The 17,544-nt window shown below is 63.8% G+C and carries 15 protein-coding genes; 10 read left to right on the plus strand and 5 right to left on the minus strand.

The window, feature by feature from the left end:
* Positions 1 to 67 precede the first annotated feature (67 nt).
* Together NKI17_RS03650 and NKI17_RS03655 are read left to right on the plus strand one after the other, a co-directional pair.
* On the plus strand, positions 68 to 283 hold the full coding sequence (locus tag NKI17_RS03650; protein WP_023676367.1) for a DUF6356 family protein: 216 nt from the start codon (positions 68 to 70) through the stop codon (positions 281 to 283).
* A gap of 172 nt (positions 284 to 455) precedes the next feature.
* Positions 456 to 1,826 (plus strand): amidase, encoded by a 1,371-nt coding sequence (locus NKI17_RS03655; protein WP_023676366.1) that lies wholly within the window; start codon positions 456 to 458, stop codon positions 1,824 to 1,826.
* Here NKI17_RS03655 and NKI17_RS03660 read toward each other — a convergent pair.
* Complete coding sequence (locus NKI17_RS03660) at positions 1,820 to 2,896, minus strand: NAD(P)/FAD-dependent oxidoreductase (RefSeq protein ID WP_023676365.1); 1,077 nt, start codon at positions 2,894 to 2,896, stop codon at positions 1,820 to 1,822. The two genes, NKI17_RS03655 and NKI17_RS03660, sit on opposite strands and share 7 nt — an antisense overlap.
* Before the next feature lie 117 nt (positions 2,897 to 3,013).
* On the opposite strand from NKI17_RS03660, the gene NKI17_RS03665 reads away from it, so the two are divergent.
* The 4 genes from NKI17_RS03665 (at position 3,014) to NKI17_RS03680 (ending at position 6,846) form a co-directional block, all read left to right on the plus strand.
* The gene (locus NKI17_RS03665) at positions 3,014 to 3,604 is read left to right on the plus strand and encodes a TetR/AcrR family transcriptional regulator (protein WP_352905411.1); all 591 of its coding nucleotides are present in this window, start codon (positions 3,014 to 3,016) and stop codon (positions 3,602 to 3,604) included.
* Positions 3,605 to 3,608: 4 nt separating this feature from the next.
* Positions 3,609 to 4,535, plus strand: a complete 927-nt coding sequence (locus NKI17_RS03670) for a haloalkane dehalogenase (RefSeq protein WP_023676363.1) — start codon at positions 3,609 to 3,611, stop codon at positions 4,533 to 4,535.
* Between the two features lie 266 nt (positions 4,536 to 4,801).
* Entirely contained in the window at positions 4,802 to 5,164 is a 363-nt protein-coding gene (locus NKI17_RS03675; protein ID WP_352905412.1) for a hypothetical protein, read from the plus strand.
* A gap of 83 nt (positions 5,165 to 5,247) precedes the next feature.
* Positions 5,248 to 6,846, plus strand: coding sequence for a peptide chain release factor 3 (locus tag NKI17_RS03680; RefSeq protein ID WP_502893745.1), 1,599 nt, complete (start codon positions 5,248 to 5,250; stop codon positions 6,844 to 6,846).
* Positions 6,847 to 7,015: 169 nt separating this feature from the next.
* Here NKI17_RS03680 and NKI17_RS03685 read toward each other — a convergent pair whose 3' ends face one another.
* Positions 7,016 to 7,489: a VOC family protein gene (locus tag NKI17_RS03685; RefSeq protein ID WP_023676360.1), complete on the minus strand. Its 474-nt coding sequence runs from the start codon at positions 7,487 to 7,489 to the stop codon at positions 7,016 to 7,018.
* Positions 7,490 to 7,777: 288 nt separating this feature from the next.
* Between NKI17_RS03685 and ilvD the strand changes: the two genes are divergently transcribed.
* The 3 genes from ilvD to NKI17_RS03700 all read left to right on the plus strand — a co-directional run bounded on the left by ilvD (position 7,778) and on the right by NKI17_RS03700 (position 12,262).
* Positions 7,778 to 9,622 (plus strand): dihydroxy-acid dehydratase, encoded by a 1,845-nt coding sequence (gene ilvD / locus NKI17_RS03690; RefSeq protein ID WP_352905413.1) that lies wholly within the window; start codon positions 7,778 to 7,780, stop codon positions 9,620 to 9,622.
* Positions 9,623 to 9,847: 225 nt separating this feature from the next.
* Positions 9,848 to 11,122, plus strand: coding sequence for an amidohydrolase family protein (locus NKI17_RS03695; protein ID WP_352905414.1), 1,275 nt, complete (start codon positions 9,848 to 9,850; stop codon positions 11,120 to 11,122).
* 219 nt (positions 11,123 to 11,341) lie between these two features.
* The gene (locus NKI17_RS03700) at positions 11,342 to 12,262 is read left to right on the plus strand and encodes a DMT family transporter (protein ID WP_352905416.1); all 921 of its coding nucleotides are present in this window, start codon (positions 11,342 to 11,344) and stop codon (positions 12,260 to 12,262) included.
* Here the strand turns inward: NKI17_RS03700 and NKI17_RS03705 are convergent.
* A complete protein-coding gene (locus tag NKI17_RS03705; RefSeq protein WP_352839991.1) occupies positions 12,259 to 13,161 on the minus strand; it encodes a phosphotransferase in 903 nt (300 codons plus the stop codon). The genes NKI17_RS03700 and NKI17_RS03705 overlap by 4 nt on opposite strands.
* Before the next feature lie 103 nt (positions 13,162 to 13,264).
* On the opposite strand from NKI17_RS03705, the gene NKI17_RS03710 reads away from it, so the two are divergent.
* Entirely contained in the window at positions 13,265 to 13,897 is a 633-nt protein-coding gene (locus tag NKI17_RS03710; RefSeq protein WP_352454671.1) for a class I SAM-dependent DNA methyltransferase, read from the plus strand.
* An 18-nt stretch (positions 13,898 to 13,915) separates the two neighbouring features.
* Here the strand turns inward: NKI17_RS03710 and NKI17_RS03715 are convergent, their stop codons facing one another.
* Together NKI17_RS03715 and NKI17_RS03720 are read right to left on the minus strand one after the other, a co-directional pair.
* A complete protein-coding gene (locus NKI17_RS03715; RefSeq protein WP_352905417.1) occupies positions 13,916 to 16,369 on the minus strand; it encodes a GcvT family protein in 2,454 nt (817 codons plus the stop codon).
* Positions 16,366 to 17,250 (minus strand): phosphotransferase, encoded by an 885-nt coding sequence (locus tag NKI17_RS03720; protein ID WP_352591294.1) that lies wholly within the window; start codon positions 17,248 to 17,250, stop codon positions 16,366 to 16,368. The genes NKI17_RS03715 and NKI17_RS03720 overlap by 4 nt, the downstream gene beginning before the upstream one ends.
* Positions 17,251 to 17,544: the final 294 nt, after the last annotated feature.

The raw sequence follows: 17,544 nt of genomic DNA on the forward strand, positions 1-17,544 counted from the left end.
CCGATGAACCGAACACCCATGCCAGTATACTCATCGCCGGCTCTTCATGCCGGCAGGAGGGATCGACATGACGGCACGGCTCGCAAGACTTTTCACCTCTCATCCGGCCACGGTCGGCGAGAGCTATTTCGGCCATATGGCTTTCGCCGCATGGTTCTCGTCGAGATTGTTCATGGCGGCCTTTGCCGCGCTCATTCATGCTTTCTTGCCGTTTCTGTTCGAGACCACGGCAAGCGGCATCATCCGTGAGCTCTATGAGCGGACGCATAACAGAGGACGGTAGGCCGTAGAGGTACCGAGCGCGGCGAGGCCGCTGGACGGCGCCAACGCTCAACGGATCCCGGCAGCGCAATCCCGATCAAGCGCCGCCATCGTCGAAATGTCGAGCCAGGCTTGAAGCCGCGCCGCAATCCGCCATTTTGAGGAGCGCGGCGCGATAGCCCGGAGCATCCACGATGGATATCGTCTTTTCCCCGACGACAGAACTGGCTGCCGCCATTCGCGACCGCAAGATTTCCGCTGTGGAAGCGCTGGACGCGCATCTGACGCAAATTGACAGGCACAATGAGGCGGTCAACGCAGTCGTAACCCTCGATCGGGACGGTGCGCGGCAACGCGCTGGCAAGGCCGACGAAGCCCAGGCGCGCGGCGAGGCCCTTGGGCCGCTACACGGCGTGCCGTTCACACTGAAGGACACGCATGAAACCGCGGGCATGAGAACCACTGTCGGCTTCCCGGCTTTCGCCGACTATGCCCCGAGGGCAGACAGTCCGGTCGTTGCCTGGCTGAAGGCGGCAGGCGGCATACTGGTGGGCAAGACGAACGTGGCGACAATGCTCGGTGACTGGCAGTCGAGCAATCCGCTGTTTGGCCGCACCGGCAATCCCTGGAATCTCCAGCGCACCGCCGGCGGCTCCAGTGGCGGTGCGGCGGCGGCGCTCGGCACCGGAATGACGCCGTTCGAGGTCGGCACCGACATGCAGGATTCGATCCGGCTGCCCGCATTCTTTTGCGGCGTCTACGGCCTCAAGCCGACCGAGCACCGCGTCTCGCTCGCCGGCGCCTTCCCCGATCCAGGCGGGGCGCCGCGCAGCGTGAGGCTGATCTCCTGCCTCGGACCGATGGCGCGCAGCGTCGAGGACCTGGCACTGATCTACGGCCTCATTGCCGGGCCGGATGGAAGCGATACCGACCTTGCGCCGGTACCGGTCGAAACCATGCCGGAGCTGGATCTCAGAAATTTGCGGATTGCCGTCGCGCCGTCCTTTCCGGGCTTTCCGGTGGCCGGCGAGATCAGCGCGGCGGTCGAAAGTCTGGCAAAAGAGCTTCAGGCTGCGGGCGCCATCGTCGAGGCCGAATTGCCGAAGCTCGACCTGCACGACGACCTGGAGCAAGGCGGTGCGCTGATCGGCATGATGCTGGAGGCGGCGCAGCCCGAACCACCGGAGAAGCCGACGCCGGTCTCGCGCTGGTTCGAGGTGCTCGCCCGCCGCGACCGCTCCATCCTGGCATGGGAACGGTTCTTCGACGGCTGCGACGCCTTGCTGTGCCCGGTCGCCATGGTCACCGCCTTCCCGCATTGCGAGCCGGGAACGCCGATCGAGGTCGACGGCGAGAAGCAAAGCTACTGGATGCTGCCGGCCTATGGCGCGGTGTTCAACTACAGCGGCCATCCGGCACTGTCGCTGCCCTGCGGACAGGACAGCAATGGCCTGCCCATCGGACTACAGCTTGTTGGCAAACGCTGGTCGGAGTCGCGCCTGCTCGGGATCGCCAGGGCAATCGACCCGCTGGCCGGCGGCTTTCGCCGCCCGCCCGGTTATTGAGTAAACCGCGCCAGCCCGTAGGGATCAAGCAGCGGATCGCGCTCGCCGTCGAGGATTTCGCGGGCGGCGAACAGGCCGACGGCCGGCGCCAGCGTGATGCCGGAATGCATGACCGCGACGTAGACGTCGCTCGTGCCTTCGGCGCGGCCTATGATCGGAAAGCCATCGACCGGGGTCGGCCGGTAGCCAATGGTGTGGAAATCGAGTTCCAGCCCATCCGCGCCGCGCAGCATCGCCTTCATCGCCGCAAACAGGTCGCGGGCGGTGGCCGCGGCATCCACGCCGGGATCGGCGCCGCCGAAATCCGAGCCGGCGACGACGCGGCCTTCCGCCGTCTGGCGCATATGCAGTCGGTCGCCGATCACCAGGCCGTTGAGCAGCTTTTCGTAGGGGCGCGAATGCACGATCAGGCCGGGCGGCGTCTCGATCGGCAGTTCTATCCCGGCTGTTGCCGCTAGTGCCGGAGAGCCGGCTCCGGCCACGATCACCACCTCGTCGGCAGCAATCCGCCCGCCGGATGTATCGACGCCGGCAATCCTGCCGTTGGCTTGCACCAGAGCGGTGACGGTCGTCCCGGCTACAATTCGCGCGCCGCGCCGTTCGGCGTCGGCCAGCAGTGCTTGCGTGGCGGCGACCGGCTCGGCAACGCCTTCCTCGGCGACATAAAGGGCGAAATCGGGAAGCTCGGTCAGATTTGGCTCGATGCGCGCCGCTCCGGCACGGTCGACACGCTCGATGCCGTAGCCCCATGCGGAGTGCTCGGCCGCATAGGCCTCAAGTTCGGGACGTGGCAGGTCCCAGCATAAGCCACCGCACCATTGCAACGGGATGCCGGGCACCTCGTTCGCCAATCGCGTCCATTCGGCCATCGATCGAGTCCGTAGTCGGAAGTAAGGCTGCGGATTACCCCAGCTGGCATTGATCCAGGCAAAGGAATTCGGTGTCGCGACGCCGCCGACGCCGCAGCCGGCAATGACCGTCACCTTTGCTCCGGCCCTGGTCAGGTGCCAGGCGATGGAGGCGCCGATGATGCCGGCGCCGATGACGATGACTTGTTTCGCCGCTGTCATGCTTCACTCCTCGTTCCAACGCCACCACTGCGATGCCATTGCCCGTGGGTTCTGCCAAGAGCGCGCCGTATCAAATGTGCCTCTTGACTTTAATACGTACGTACGTATTGTACCGGCATGCCTAGACATTCACTTCGCGAAAAACTTCTCGACGCCGGTTTCAAAACCATCTGGAGTTCCGGCTATTCGGCCGCTGGCGTACGCGACATCGTCGCCGCGGCCGATGCCCGTCCGGGGTCCTTCACCAATCATTTTGCATCCAAGGAGGCGTTCACCGGCGAGGTGCTGGACCGCTATTTCGCCTATGTGAGCGGTTTGGCGGAGCAGGCCCTTGCTCGGGACGGCACGCCCCCGGTCGGGCGCTTGCGCCGCTATCTCGAAATCATCACGTCGAAGCTGGAGGCGCATGATTGGGCACGGGGCTGCATGATCGGCAATCTCAGCCTCGAGACGGCGGCTCACAGCGAGGCGCTGAGGCTGCAACTCGTCGCCATTTTCGAACGCTGGCGTAAGCCCTTTGCCGAATGCATCGCCGAGGGCCAGGCGGCTGGCGACATCACCGACGCGTTCGATGCCGAGGACCTCGCCGATTTCCTGTTGAGTTCCTGGCAAGGCGCGATGCTGCGCATGAAGGTGGAGCGCAGTCCCGAACCGCTCGAGCGTTTCAAGAATATCGTCTTCAAAACAGTCTTCGCAAAAAGGAGCTGATCCGATGAACCCGAAACTCGAAAAGCAGCAATCCCGCACAATGTTGCCACGCTCGCAAGTCGCGGTGCTCGATTCCACCATCTCCTATGTCGAGGCAGGCACGGCTGGCCCGACGGTACTCTTCCTGCACGGCAACCCGACGTCGTCCTACATCTGGCGCGACATCATCCCGCATGTGGCGCCGTTCGGCCGCTGCATTGCGCCCGACCTGATCGGCTATGGCCAATCCGGCAAGCCGGACATCGACTATCGCTTCTTCGACCACGTCCGCTATCTCGACGCCTTCATCGAGACGCTTGGCATCACCGACGTGGTGGTCGTCGCGCAGGACTGGGGCACCGCACTCGCCTTCCATCTCGCCGCACGGCGGCCGCAGCGGATCCTCGGCCTCGCCTTCATGGAATTCATCCGCCCCTTCGAGAGTTGGGACGATTTTCACCAGCGTCCGCAGGCGCGCGAATTGTTCAAGGCAATGCGCACGCCTGGCGTCGGTGAGAAGCTTGTCCTGGAAGACAACGTCTTCGTCGAAAAGGTACTGCCGGCTGCGGTGCTGCGCACGATGAGCGATGAGGAAATGGCCTCCTACCGGGCACCATTCCCGACGCCGCAATCGCGCAAGCCGATCCTGCGGCTGCCGCGCGACCTGCCGATTGAAGGCCAGCCCGCCGATGTCGCTGCCATCAGCGAGCACGACCATCGGGCGCTCCGGGCTTCCTCCTACCCGAAGCTGCTTTTCTGCGGTGACCCGGGCGCCCTCGTCTCGCCGCAGGCGGCACGGGAATTCGCGGCCGGCCTGAAGAACTGCCGGTTGATCGATCTCGGACCCGGCTCGCATTATCTGCAGGAGGACCATGCCGACAGGATCGGCGCCGCAATTGCCGAGTGGATTCCGGAGGTGGCCTTCGAGAGCCGAGCGACCGAATCGGCCTGACGTCGGGACGTGAACCGGCGGCTGCGGCAGCCGGAGAGGTCGACAGCTTAGCTCTGCCGGTGCCAAGCGATGGAGGCGCCAATGATGCCGGATCCAATGACGATGATGTCCTTGCTCGCGGCCGTGTACCTTCAAACGCCCAGGACTTCTTGCCCTCATTGGCACCATGCTACAGACTTGCCAAGAGCGTTGCCGGGACCGCTCTCGAAGCGGGTCGATGACGATCGCCTCACTGGAAACGTTCAGCTCAATCACATGAGGGTCATTTGCGCCGCTGGATAAAAGGGCTGGTTTTTGCTGCAGCCGGAGCCGCCATTGTCTATGCCGTCTTCTTCGGCCCGCTGCCGATCGTTCGATCTTGGTGGCAGGACGACAACTGGCTGGATCCTTTGCATAAGCGCCATCGCATTGCTGACGGTTTGGTGCTGACCGGGGCGTTGGTTGGGAAATCGCGGGCAGAAGTTGTTGCCATGCTCGGCGAGCCGCCGAAGATGGACTATTTCGAGGACTGGAGTCTGGTTTATATTCTTGGTTCGGAAAGAGGATTTTTTTCGATCGACTCTGAATGGCTGGTTATGCGCCTGGATGACGCTGGCTCGGTCACGCAGGCGGCTATCGTCAGAGACTGAACCTGCTGCCGGGGTATCAGCGGTGTTTCCGTTCGACAGGCCGGAAAAGCGCTGCTAGAAGCCCGCGCCACAGACAGGATTCCATGAAATTGGCTGAAGACATCGAACAAGCGGTATCGCGCCGCCGCACTTTCGCGATCATTGCCCACCCCGACGCCGGCAAGACGACGCTCACCGAAAAACTGCTTTTGTTCGGCGGCGCCATCCAGCTTGCCGGCGAGGTCAAGGCCAAGAAGGACCGCATCCAGACCCGCTCGGACTGGATGAAGATCGAACGCGAGCGCGGCATTTCGGTGGTCACCTCGGTGATGACCTTCGAATACGAGGACACCGTCTTCAACCTGCTCGACACGCCCGGCCACGAGGATTTCGCCGACGACACCTATCGCACGCTGTCGGCGGTCGACAGCGCGGTCATGGTGATCGACGCCGCCAAGGGCATCGAGCCGCGCACGCTGAAACTGTTCGAGGTCTGCCGGCTGCGCGACATCCCGATCATCACCTTCGTCAACAAAATGGACCGCGAAAGCCGAGACCCATTCGACATCCTCGACGAGATCGAGCAGAAGCTGGCACTGGATACAGCGCCGATCACCTGGCCGATCGGCCGCGGCAAGACCTTTTCCGGGACCTACCATCTGGCGCTGAACGCGGTGCGCAAGGGCGACGCCGAAAAGGAGCGCACGCCGGTCAATGGACCCGATTCCAACCGCGTTGCCGGCCTGTTGCCGGAGAACGAGCGGGAGGCCTTCATCGAGGAGCTGGAGCTGGCGCGCGCGGCCTGTCGCCCGCTCGACCTCGATGCCTTCCGCGAGGGCCATTTGACGCCGGTCTATTTCGGTTCGGCGCTGCGCAATTACGGCGTGCGCGACCTGATCGAGGCGCTCGGCGCCTACGGGCCGCCGCCGCGCGCGCAGGAGGCCGACAGCCGCAAGGTCGAGGCGACCGAGGACAAGATGACCTCCTTCGTCTTCAAGATCCAGGCCAATATGGACCCCAACCATCGCGACCGCATCGCTTTCGTCCGCGTCTGCTCCGGCAAGCTCGAGCGCGGCATGAAGGCCAAGCTGGTGCGCACGGGAAAACCGATGAGCCTGTCGGCACCGCAATTCTTCTTCGCCCGCACCCGCGTCACGGCCGACGAGGCGTTCGCCGGCGATGTCGTCGGCATCCCCAACCACGGCACGCTGCGCATCGGCGACACGCTGACCGAAGGCGAGGAGATCCTGTTTCGCGGCGTGCCGAATTTCGCGCCTGAAATCCTGCGCCGCGTTCGCCTCGGCGATGCCATGAAAGCCAAGAAGCTCAAGGAAGCGCTGCACCAGATGGCCGAGGAAGGCGTCGTGCAATTGTTCTCGCCGGAGGACGGCTCGCCAGCCATCGTCGGCGTCGTCGGCGCCCTGCAGCTCGACGTCTTGAAGGAGCGGCTAAACTTCGAATACACACTGCCGGTCGATTTCGAGATGTCGCGCTTTTCCGTCTGCCGCTGGATATCGGCCGACGACAGGGCCGAACTCCAGCGCTTCATCGAGGCGCATCGCGGCGACATCGCGCGCGATCTCGACAACGATCCGGTGTTCCTCGCCCAGCACGCCTTCTCGCTCAACTACGAGGCCGAGCGCTGGAAGGCGATCCGCTTCACCGCGGTCAAGGATTATCAGGTCCGCGACAGAGCGGCTTGATGCGCCCCTTCCCTTCTCCCTTTGTGGGAGAAGGTGTCGCCGAAGGCGACGGATGAGGGGTGTTCCAGGAAACACCAACGTCTCATTCCGTCCAGCACCCCTCAACCGTCTCGGCGCTTCGCGCCGATCCACCTTCTCCCACAGGGGGAGAAGGAAAGATCGCGTTCGTTCACCCTTTCGCTGCCTCTTCGATCTTGGCGATGTCGATCTTGCTCATCTGCATCATCGCCTGCATCACGCGGCCGGCCTTTTCCGTGTCGGGGTCCAGCAGCAGCCTGGGCAGCTGTTCGGGAACGACCTGCCAGGAGAGGCCGAATTTGTCCTTCAGCCAGCTGCACTGGCTGGGCTGGCCACCGCCCGCGATGAGCCTGTCCCAGAAATAGTCGACCTCTTCCTGCGTCTTGCAGTCGATGGAGAGCGAGACTGCCTGGGTGAACTTGAATTGCGGGCCGCCGTTGAGCGCCTGGAACTGAACGCCGTCGAGCTCGAATGAGACCATCAGCACCTTGCCCTCATTATCGCCGCTGCCCTTGGGCCAGCGCATCACGCTCAGCACCTTCGAATTCTTGAAGATGGAGATGTAATGGTTCATGGCCTCCTCGGCCTGGTCGTCGAACCACAGGCAGGGGGTGATCTTTTGCATTCTCTTGCTCCTCGGGCTGGTTTTGGCTTGTTTCACTCGCAAAACGGCCGGCTGGCAATTGATGCCCGGTCCCGCCGTCTGCTCAAGGACGCTCGAGCAAAACACGATCCGACAGCACTTCTGACTTTTTTACGGCCTGGACCGGCTGCGTCTTTGGCTGGCCGCTCGTTCCGCACCCTGGCGCAGCGCAAAATTGTGGCCAGACCAGAGTGTGCCGTCTATAAGGCCTGCGGCTCAATTCCGGTTTTCCGCACCTTTGGGCGCGACGCAGACAGCAAGGACAGTTCAATGCCCGCCTACCGTTCCCGCACCACCACCCATGGCCGCAACATGGCCGGCGCCCGCGGCCTGTGGCGCGCTACCGGCATGAAGGATTCGGATTTCGGCAAGCCGATCATTGCCGTGGTCAATTCCTTCACCCAATTCGTGCCGGGCCATGTCCATTTGAAGGATCTCGGCCAGCTGGTTGCCCGCGAGATCGAAAAAGCCGGCGGCGTCGCCAAGGAGTTCAACACCATTGCGGTCGATGACGGCATCGCCATGGGCCATGACGGCATGCTCTATTCGCTGCCGTCGCGCGAATTGATCGCCGACTCGGTCGAATACATGGTCAACGCGCACTGCGCCGACGCGATGGTCTGCATCTCGAATTGCGACAAGATCACGCCCGGCATGCTGATGGCGTCGCTGCGCCTCAACATCCCGACCGTCTTCGTCTCCGGCGGGCCGATGGAGGCCGGCAAGGTGGTGCTCGCCGGCAAGAGCCAGGCGCTTGATCTGGTCGACGCTATGGTCGCGGCCGCCGACGACAAGGTGTCCGACGAGGACGTCAGGACCATCGAACGCTCGGCCTGTCCGACCTGCGGTTCCTGCTCCGGCATGTTCACCGCCAATTCGATGAACTGCCTGACCGAGGCGCTCGGCCTGTCCTTGCCCGGCAATGGTTCGACGCTGGCGACGCATGCTGACCGCAAGCGCTTGTTCGTCGAGGCCGGCCACCTGATCGTCGATCTTGCCCAGCGCTATTACGAGCAGGACGACGACACCGCGCTGCCGCGCAGCATCGCCTCGAAGGGCGCCTTCGAGAACGCCATGACACTCGACATCGCCATGGGCGGTTCGACCAACACCGTGCTGCACATCCTTGCCGCGGCACATGAGGGCGAGGTCGATTTCACCATGGAGGACATCGACCGGCTGTCGCGGCGGGTGCCAGTGCTATGCAAGGTGGCCCCGGCCAAGGCAGACGTCCATATGGAGGATGTCCACCGCGCCGGCGGCATCATGGCCATCCTCGGCCAGTTGGATAGCGCCGGGCTGATCAACCGCGACCTGCCGACGGTGCACACCGCAAGCCTTGGCGAAGCGCTCGATCATTGGGATATTTCGCGCACCACCAGCCAGAATGTCCGCGATTTCTTCCTGGCGGCACCCGGCGGCGTGCCGACGCAAGTCGCGTTCAGCCAGGACCGCCGCTGGGACGATCTCGATCTCGACCGCGAGAAGGGCGTCATCCGCTCGGCCGAACATCCTTTCTCCAGGGATGGCGGCCTTGCCGTGCTGAAAGGCAATCTGGCACTCGATGGCTGCATCGTGAAGACGGCGGGCGTCGATGAATCGATCCTGAAATTCACCGGTCCGGCAAGAGTGTTCGAAAGCCAGGACGCCAGCGTCAAGGCGATCCTGTCGAACGAGATCAAGGCCGGCGATGTCGTCGTCATCCGCTATGAAGGGCCACGCGGCGGACCCGGCATGCAGGAAATGCTCTACCCGACCAGCTATTTGAAGTCGAAAGGCCTCGGCAAAGCCTGCGCACTGATCACCGACGGTCGTTTTTCCGGCGGCACCTCCGGCCTGTCGATCGGCCATGTCTCGCCGGAAGCCGCGGAAGGCGGTCTGATCGGGCTGGTCAGGGAAGGCGACACGATCGAAATCGATATCCCCAACCGCACCATCAGGCTTGCTGTCGACGACGCCGAACTCATCGCCCGTCGCGCCGCGATGGAGGCCAGGGGAACGGCTGCCTGGAAGCCCGAAGAAAAGCGCAAGCGCAAGGTGACGACGGCCTTGCGCGCCTATGCGGCGATGGCGACAAGTGCCGCCAAGGGGGCGGTGCGGTACGTGCCGGAATAGAGGCTTTTCCTTCTCCCCTTGTGGGAGAAGGTGGATTGGCGCGCAGCGCCAAGACGGTTGAGGGGTGCTGGACGGAGTGTCGTCGGCGCCAAGCTGGAACACCCCTCATCCGGCCGCTTCGCGGCTACCTTCTCCCACAAGAGGGAAGGGCCGCGCCTGAAGGTTCCGCCTTGCGGCAGCACGCTGCATGGAAAGAAACGGCTTTTTTGAACGAGGTGGCGCTAGATGGATTTTGACCTTGTGGTGCGCGGCGGGACGCTGCCCGACGGCAGGATCGCGGATATCGGCATCGTCGGCGAAACGATCGCAGCGATAGAGCCCGAGCTGAACGTCAGCGCCGGCACGGCGATCGATGCCTATGGCAATCTGGTCTCGCCGCCCTTCGTCGATCCGCATTTCCATATGGATGCCACGCTTTCGCTCGGCATTCCGCGCATCAATGTCTCGGGCACGCTGCTCGAAGGCATCTCGCTTTGGGGCGAGTTGAAGCCGCTTCTGACCCACGAAGCGGTGCGCGACCGTGCGCTCGCCTATTGCGACTGGGCGGTGTCTATGGGCCTGCTCGCCATCCGCACCCATGTCGATGTTTGTGACGACCGCCTGCTGGCGGTCGAGGCGCTGCTCGACGTGAAGAAGACGGTTGGCCCCTATATCGACCTGCAGCTGGTCGCCTTCCCGCAGGACGGGTTTTACCGCTCGCCGACGGCGCGCGACAACACCATCCGGGCGCTCGACATAGGCGTCGATGTCGTCGGCGGCATTCCGCATTTCGAGCGCACAATGGCCGACGGCACGCGCTCCGTCACCGAGCTCTGCGAAATCGCGGCGAAGCGCGGCCTGATGGTCGACTTGCATTGCGACGAGACCGACGATCCGCTGTCGCGCCACATCGAGCAGCTTGCCTATGAGACGCAGCGGCTCGGGTTGCAGGGCAGAGTGGCCGGCTCGCACCTGACATCGATGCATTCGATGGATAATTACTACGTTTCGAAGCTATTGCCGCTGATTGCCGAGGCCGGCGTTTCGGCGATCCCCAATCCGCTGATCAACATCATGCTGCAGGGGCGCCACGACACCTTTCCCAAGCGCCGCGGACTGACGCGGGTCAAGGAGATGCTGGCGCAAGGCATCCGCGTCGGCTGGGGCCAGGATTGCGTGCTCGACCCCTGGTATTCGCTGGGCACCGCAGACATGCTCGACGTCGCCTTCATGGGCCTGCATGTCGCGCAGATGTCGAGCCCGGCCGAGATGGCGCGCTGCTTCGATATGGTCACCAACGGCAATGCCGCCATCATGGGCCTCGACCACCTTGGCCTGGCGGTCGGCAAGCGTGCCAGCCTGGTCGTTCTCGATGCCGGCAACCCAGTCGAGGCGCTGCGGCTGCGCCCAGAGCGTCTCTGCGTCATCGCCAGGGGCAAGGTGGTGGCCGAGCGCAGCCGGCAGGACACGCGGCTTTCGATCGCCGGAAGGCCGGGCACGGTGAACCGGCGCCACGCTTAAAGCGCGTCGCGTTTGAACGGACCCACGCGACGCGCTTTAAGGTCTTGTTTTTAAGCGTGTCGTTATCGCAAAACCGCTGCACACTTTTGCGCGACATGCATTAGTCCAGCCGATTTCCGGCGCTGGTCTTACCGAATTCTCGATTTTCGCCTCGTCATGGCCGCAGCTTGCGACTACGACGCGGGTCACCGTACCCCACGGCGAGGAACCGGTAACGGAATGGCGCAGCCCGCAGCCCAGTACTCAACGATCATGAACGTGCTGCTGGCCGGTATCCTGCTGATGCTCGCCGGCGACTTCCTGTTTGCGCTGAACGACGCGATGGGCAAGTGGCTGGTCGCCAGTTTTTCCGTCGGCCAGGTCGTGCTGATCCGCTCGATCGGGGCGTTTTTCATACTCGGGCCGATGATTGCACATCAGGGTGCGGCCAAGCTGTTTCGCATGGAGCGGCCGGAGCTGCAGCTGCTTCGCGTGGTGATGACGACGCTCGACACGGCGCTGTTCTACGCGGCGGTCGTCTATCTGCCGCTCGCCGATGTGATGAGTTTTTACATGGCCGGGCCGATCTATGTCGCGGCGCTGTCGCACTTCCTGCTCGGCGAAAGGGTCGGCTGGCGCCGCTGGGCGGCTATCCTGGTCGGTTTCTGCGGCGTGCTGATCATGCTGAAGCCGTCGTCGGCCGCGTTCTCGCTGTCGTCGATGTTCGCGCTCGCCGGCAGCATTTCATTTGCCTTCGCCATCATCCTCAATCGGCGGCTGCGCGGCACCAGCGACACCTCGCTGGTCACCTGGCAAACCATCGGCACGCTGCTGGTCGGCGCTGCGTTGACCATAGGCAGTTGGAAGACGCCGTCATCGCTCGATTTCGGCGCCATGCTGCTTCTCGGCGTCGTCTCCTGCGGCGCGCACCTGATGATCACCCGGGCGTTGAAGCTTGCCCCTGCCTCGACCTTGGCGCCGCTGCATTACAGCCTGCTGTTGTGGGCAGTGGTCTTCGGCCTGGCCTTCTTCGGCGATGTGCCTGGGCCGCGCATCCTGGTCGGCTCGGCCATCGTCGTGCTGGCCGGCCTGTTCATCTTCCACCGCCAGAAGGTGGTCGACACCGTGCCGCCGGAAAACGTGCTGAAGGGTGTGAATTAACCCCGGCGCATCGCCGCAAGATGCCGCGAAAATTCCGGCGTCTCCATCAGTGCCTTGCAGCGCGCAAACCGGCCGTCGGCATAGGCGCGAAAGTCGTCGGCCGGATTTTTGTTGGCAAGCTGGATCAGTCCCCACAGCGTCCACAGCAGGTCGCACATCGCCTTGTAGATGACGATGCGAGCGCGCTCCGCCGGTCTCGGCTCGCCGCCGAAATAGGCCAGCGTCATCTCCTCGTCCTGCGCGGCGTCGAATTGCCCTTCGACGCTGAGGTCGCCGAGATCCCAGAGCGGATCGTTCATGCCGGAATATTCCCAGTCGACGATCCACATCCTGTCGCCCGTATCGAGAAAGTTTTCGCAGAGCGGGTCGCAGTGGCAGGCGACGATCGGCAGAGGTTGAGCCGCAAGTGCTGAGCGCACTGCCTCCGCCTCGCGGACCACATCGTGGTAGCCGGCAGGCAGGGCGACGTCCTTGGTTGACAGCACTTTCAGATAATCGTCGATCATCGCAAACAGCTCGAAGCGGAAGGGGAACACCGCGCCGGATGTGTGCAGTTTGCGAAAGGCCTTGCCGGCGCGTGCCGGGCTGCCCGGCCGAGTCTTGAACTTTTCCGGTGACATCGTCTCGGCACCGGCAACGAAGCGGGTCACCAACACGCCGGTCTCGGCATCGACATGCAGCACATCGGGACTGACGCCGGCCTTCGCCGCTTCCCGCGCCGCCACTGCCTCGTTGGCGCGGTTGATGTATTCCTCGGTACCCTTGCCGGGGATACGCAGGCAGAAATCCTTACCCCTGAAGACGAGGTTGGTGAGACCGCCGAGCCGTTCCAGAGGGCCGTCATAGCCGGCCAGCATCGGAATGGCCGCAAGTGCGGCGCGCGCCCGGTCGTCCGCCATGGATTTCGCTCCTTTCCCCGTGTTATTGGGACGACGACGGTTCCACAGTTTTCGCCGTTTGGCTATGATCGCGTTGCGGATCGATACCAGGCGACGGAAAGCGATGACGGACAGCAATCAGCAGAGCGCACTCGCCGCAGCCTATGCGGCGAAGCGGCCGGAAGACGTCGCGGCGCTCTACGACAGTTGGGCAGGCACCTATGACGCCGACATGTCGGCGGCTGGCTATCGCCATCCCACCATCTGCCTTGCCTTGCTGGCCCGCCATCTGGCGCGCGGCGCCGCTCCTCTGCTCGATGCCGGCGCGGGCACCGGGCTCATCGGCGAATGGCTTGCCATTACCGGTTATCCGCAGGTCGAGGCGCTCGACATCTCGGAAGGCATGCTGGCGCAAGCCGCGCGCAAGGGCGTCTATTCGGCGCTTCACTGCCTGGCGCTTGGCGGACCGCTGCCCTTCGTGGACGACGCCTATGCCGGGATCATCTCAGCCGGCGTCTTCACGTCCGGCCATGTCGGGGCCGAGGGTCTGGACGAGCTGATCCGCATCTGCCGGCCGGGCGGGGTGATCGTGCTGACAGTGAAGAACACGCTGTGGGATGCCGGGTTTGCCGCGCGGATCGCCGAGCTCGAGGCGCAAGGCACCGTCACGCGCGCCGAAGAGACGCCGCCCTATGTTTCGATGCCAGGCGAGGCCGATACCGTGCCGAGCCGGGGGCTGGTGCTCATCGTGAACTGAGGCTGAAACCGGAAGGCTCTACGCCTTCACCTTTGCTCCTGCCGGATCGTAAAGCGGCTCGAGGTGTATCTTAGCCGGCGTCCGTTCCATTGCCACCACCAGCTCGTAGTTGCCGGAAGTGAGGAAATCATCGTTGACGCCATCGGCATTGCGCACATAGCCGTAGCCGATGTTCTTGCCGATGGTGTAGCCATAGCCGCCGCTGGTGAGATAACCGACCGCCTCGCCGTTGCGCAGGATGGTCTCGCGCCCGAGCAGCACGACGTCCGGATCATCGACAGTGAAGCCGGCAAAGCGTTTCCCGAGCGCCGCGCCGTCGAGCTTTTCCAGAGCCCGCCGGCCGAGGAAATCGGTGTTCTTCCTGAGCTTCACCGCCCAGCCGAGGCCGGCCTCCTGCGGCGTGTCGTTGGGCGTGATGTCGGCGCCCCAGGCGCGGTAGCCTTTTTCCAGCCGCAGCGATTCCAGCGCCCGGTAGCCGACCGGCCGAATGTCGAATATTTCGCCCGCCGCCATCAGCGCATCGAAGACCTCGCCGGTCGCCGCGATCGGTACATGCAGTTCCCAGCCGAGTTCGCCGACATAGGTGACGCGCAGTGCCCGGATGGCGTGGCCGGCAATGGCGATCTCGCGAACATGGCCGAATGGAAAGGCGGCATTCGAGACGTCGGCATCGGTCACCGCTGACAGCACGTCACGGGCGCGCGGCCCCATCAGCGACAATGTGCCGAAATCCTCCGTGACGTCGGTCAGCATCACGTCGAACTCCCTGCCGATATGATCGGCAATCCAGGAGAAATCATGCGTGCGGAAACCGGTGCCGGTGACCACGTAGAATTTTTCCTCACCGAGCCTCGCCACGGTCAAATCGGCCTCGATGCCGCCGCGCGTATTGAGGAGCTGCGTGTAGGTCAGCCGGCCGACCGGCTTGGCGACGTCGTTGGCGCAGATCCAGTCCAGCGCCTTCAGCGCGTCGGCTCCGGTCATTTCGTATTTGGCGAAAGACGACTGGTCGAAAATACCGATCTTTTCGCGCACGTGGCGGTGCTCGTCGCCAACCGCCGGGAACCAGTTCTGCCGGCCCATCGAATAGACGTCCTTCGGCTCGATGCCTTCCGGCGCGAACCAGTTCGGCCGCTCCCAGCCAAGTTTCGAGCCGAACACGGCGCGATGTTTTTGCAGCCGCTCGTACAAAGGCGAGACGATGCGCGGCCGGCCGCTGACATATTCCTCATGCGGGAAGCCGATCGTGTAGTGCTTGCCATAGGCTTCCAGCGTGCGGTCGCGGACCCATTGCCGGTCGCGGTGGAGATCGGAGAAGCGGCGGATGTCGACCACCCACAGATCGAGCGGCGCCTCGCCGTCGACGACCCATTGCGCCAGCACCCAGCCGGCGCCGCCGCCGGATGCAATGCCGAAGGCGTTGAAACCGGCGCCGACGAACATATTCGGGCATTCCGGCGCCACGCCGAGGATGAAATTGCCGTCCGGCGTGAAGCTCTCCGGTCCATTGATCATCTGCTTGACGCCGACATTGGCGAGCGCCGGGACACGCTCGATCGCCTGGCCCATATGCTGCTCGAAATGATCGTAATCATCGTCGAACAGCCGGAACTCCCAATCGTCCGGCACATCACCACCGGGCAGATCGGTCGTCCAGGCCTGCGGGTTCGGCTCATAGCCTCCCATCACCAACCCGCCGACCTCCTCCTTGAAATAGGTGCGGCGGTCGGGGTCGCGGATCGTCGGCGCGTCACCCGCCAAGCCGTCGATCCTTTCGGTGATGATGTATTGGTGCTTCACGGGCTGCAGCGGCACGTTGATGCCGGCCAGCGCACCCACCTGCCGCGCCCATTGCCCGGCGCAGTTCACCACCTTGTCGCAGGCGATATCGCCCTTGTTCGTCCTTACCTTGACGATCCGGCCGTTCGTCATTTCGAAGCCGGTGACCCGCACCTCCTCGAACAATTTTGCGCCATGCATGCGCGCGCCCTTGGCCAGCGACTGGGTGATATCGGAAGGGCTTGCCTGACCGTCGCTCGGCAGCCAGGAAGCGCCGACGAGGTCGCCGGTTTCCAGCAGCGGCCACATTTCCTTGACCTCGGCCGGCGACAGCAAATGCATATCCATGCCGAAGCTCTTTGCCGTCGTCGCCAGCCTCTTATACTCGGTCCAGCGGTCGGCATTGGTGGCGAGGCGCAGGCAGCCTGTCATCTTCCAGCCGGTGGCCAGGCCGGTTTCGGCTTCCAGCCCCTTGTAGAGATCGACCGAATATTTGAGCACGCGCGTGATCGACGCCGACGAGCGTAGCTGGCCGACCAGCCCGGCAGCATGCCAGGTCGAACCCGAGGTCAGTTTGCCCTGTTCGAGCAGCACGATTTCGGCCTTGTGGTCGCGCGCCAGATGATAGGCCGTCGAACAGCCGATGATGCCACCGCCGATGACGACGATGCCGGCCTGGGCGGGCAAGGTCATGTCCGCGTCCCGTATTTTGTCCTGTAGTTTTCCAGGGCGGCTTCGAGCCGCGCCAGGTTTTCGTCGGCGTAGGCGGCGTAGTCGACACCGGGCGCGTCGAGGTAAAGCTCGGAAACCATGCCCCACATCGCCTCACGCAGCAGCGACGCGCATTGCATGGCGGCATGCGAGCGCCGTATCGCCGGGTCCGGCTCCTTCATGAAATAGGCGGTCAGGAAGGCGAAGGACTCCTCGTCGCTCATGCCTGCATTCGACGCCGCGCCGGCAAGGTCGAACATCGCGGTGTTGAAGCCTGCATATTCGAAATCGATGAGCCACAGCCTGTGACCGTCGTCGATTATGTTAGCCGGCAAGAGGTCATTATGGCCGAAGACGATCGGCAGCAGCTTTTGCGCGCGCTCGAGCTCGTTCGCCAGCGTCAGCAGGCGCGGCAGTTCGCCCAGCTTGCGGCTGCGGCCTTCCTCCAGCGTGCGCGCATAGTCGCGAATGACATGGAATACCCAGAACATGAAGCCGGCGCCGGAGACATGACCGGGCATCTCCCGGTGGAAACCGCGCAGCAACGCGGCAACGCGGCCGAGATCGGCGCGCACGTCCTGCGCGACATAGGCCTTGGCGCCGAGATACTCCGTCACCATGACGCCGGGTCCAGTGTAGTGGACGGCCGGAGCGAAGCCTGCCGCGTGCGCTGCCCGCGCCGTCATCATCTCGCGCTCGCGAAAGACATGGTGGAACGGATAGTCCTGGCCGAGCCGCACGACGTGCCGCCCGGCCGCGTCCTTGACCAGATAATTGGCATTGCTCAGCCCGCCCGGCAGCGGCGCGATGTCGATGCTGCCGGTCCAGCAAGGCAGCGCACGGATGCGGTCTTCGACAGTCACGATCTCGTCCAACATTGGGTCAATTTTCCACGCATGTCACGGCTGGCCAGCGATGACAATCGGACGGAGGAATGGAGGCAACGCGAAGATCTCGTCGGTGCAGATCTCGGGATCGGTATCCCGCACCGCACCGACGAGCCCCTTTGTGCCGGGTTCTTCGACGCCGGCATCCGCCCCCGCGGATCCTGAATTTCGGTACCCTTGCACCCGACGATCTCCCGGGCGTTCGGGCAAGCGATTTTTCGTGCGGCTCAGCCGTCGTCCTCCGTTCCGAGCCTGTCACAGCGATAATGT

Origin of the sequence: Mesorhizobium sp. M0816, assembly GCF_040320005.1 — a bacterium.
Taxonomy (GTDB): domain Bacteria; phylum Pseudomonadota; class Alphaproteobacteria; order Rhizobiales; family Rhizobiaceae; genus Mesorhizobium.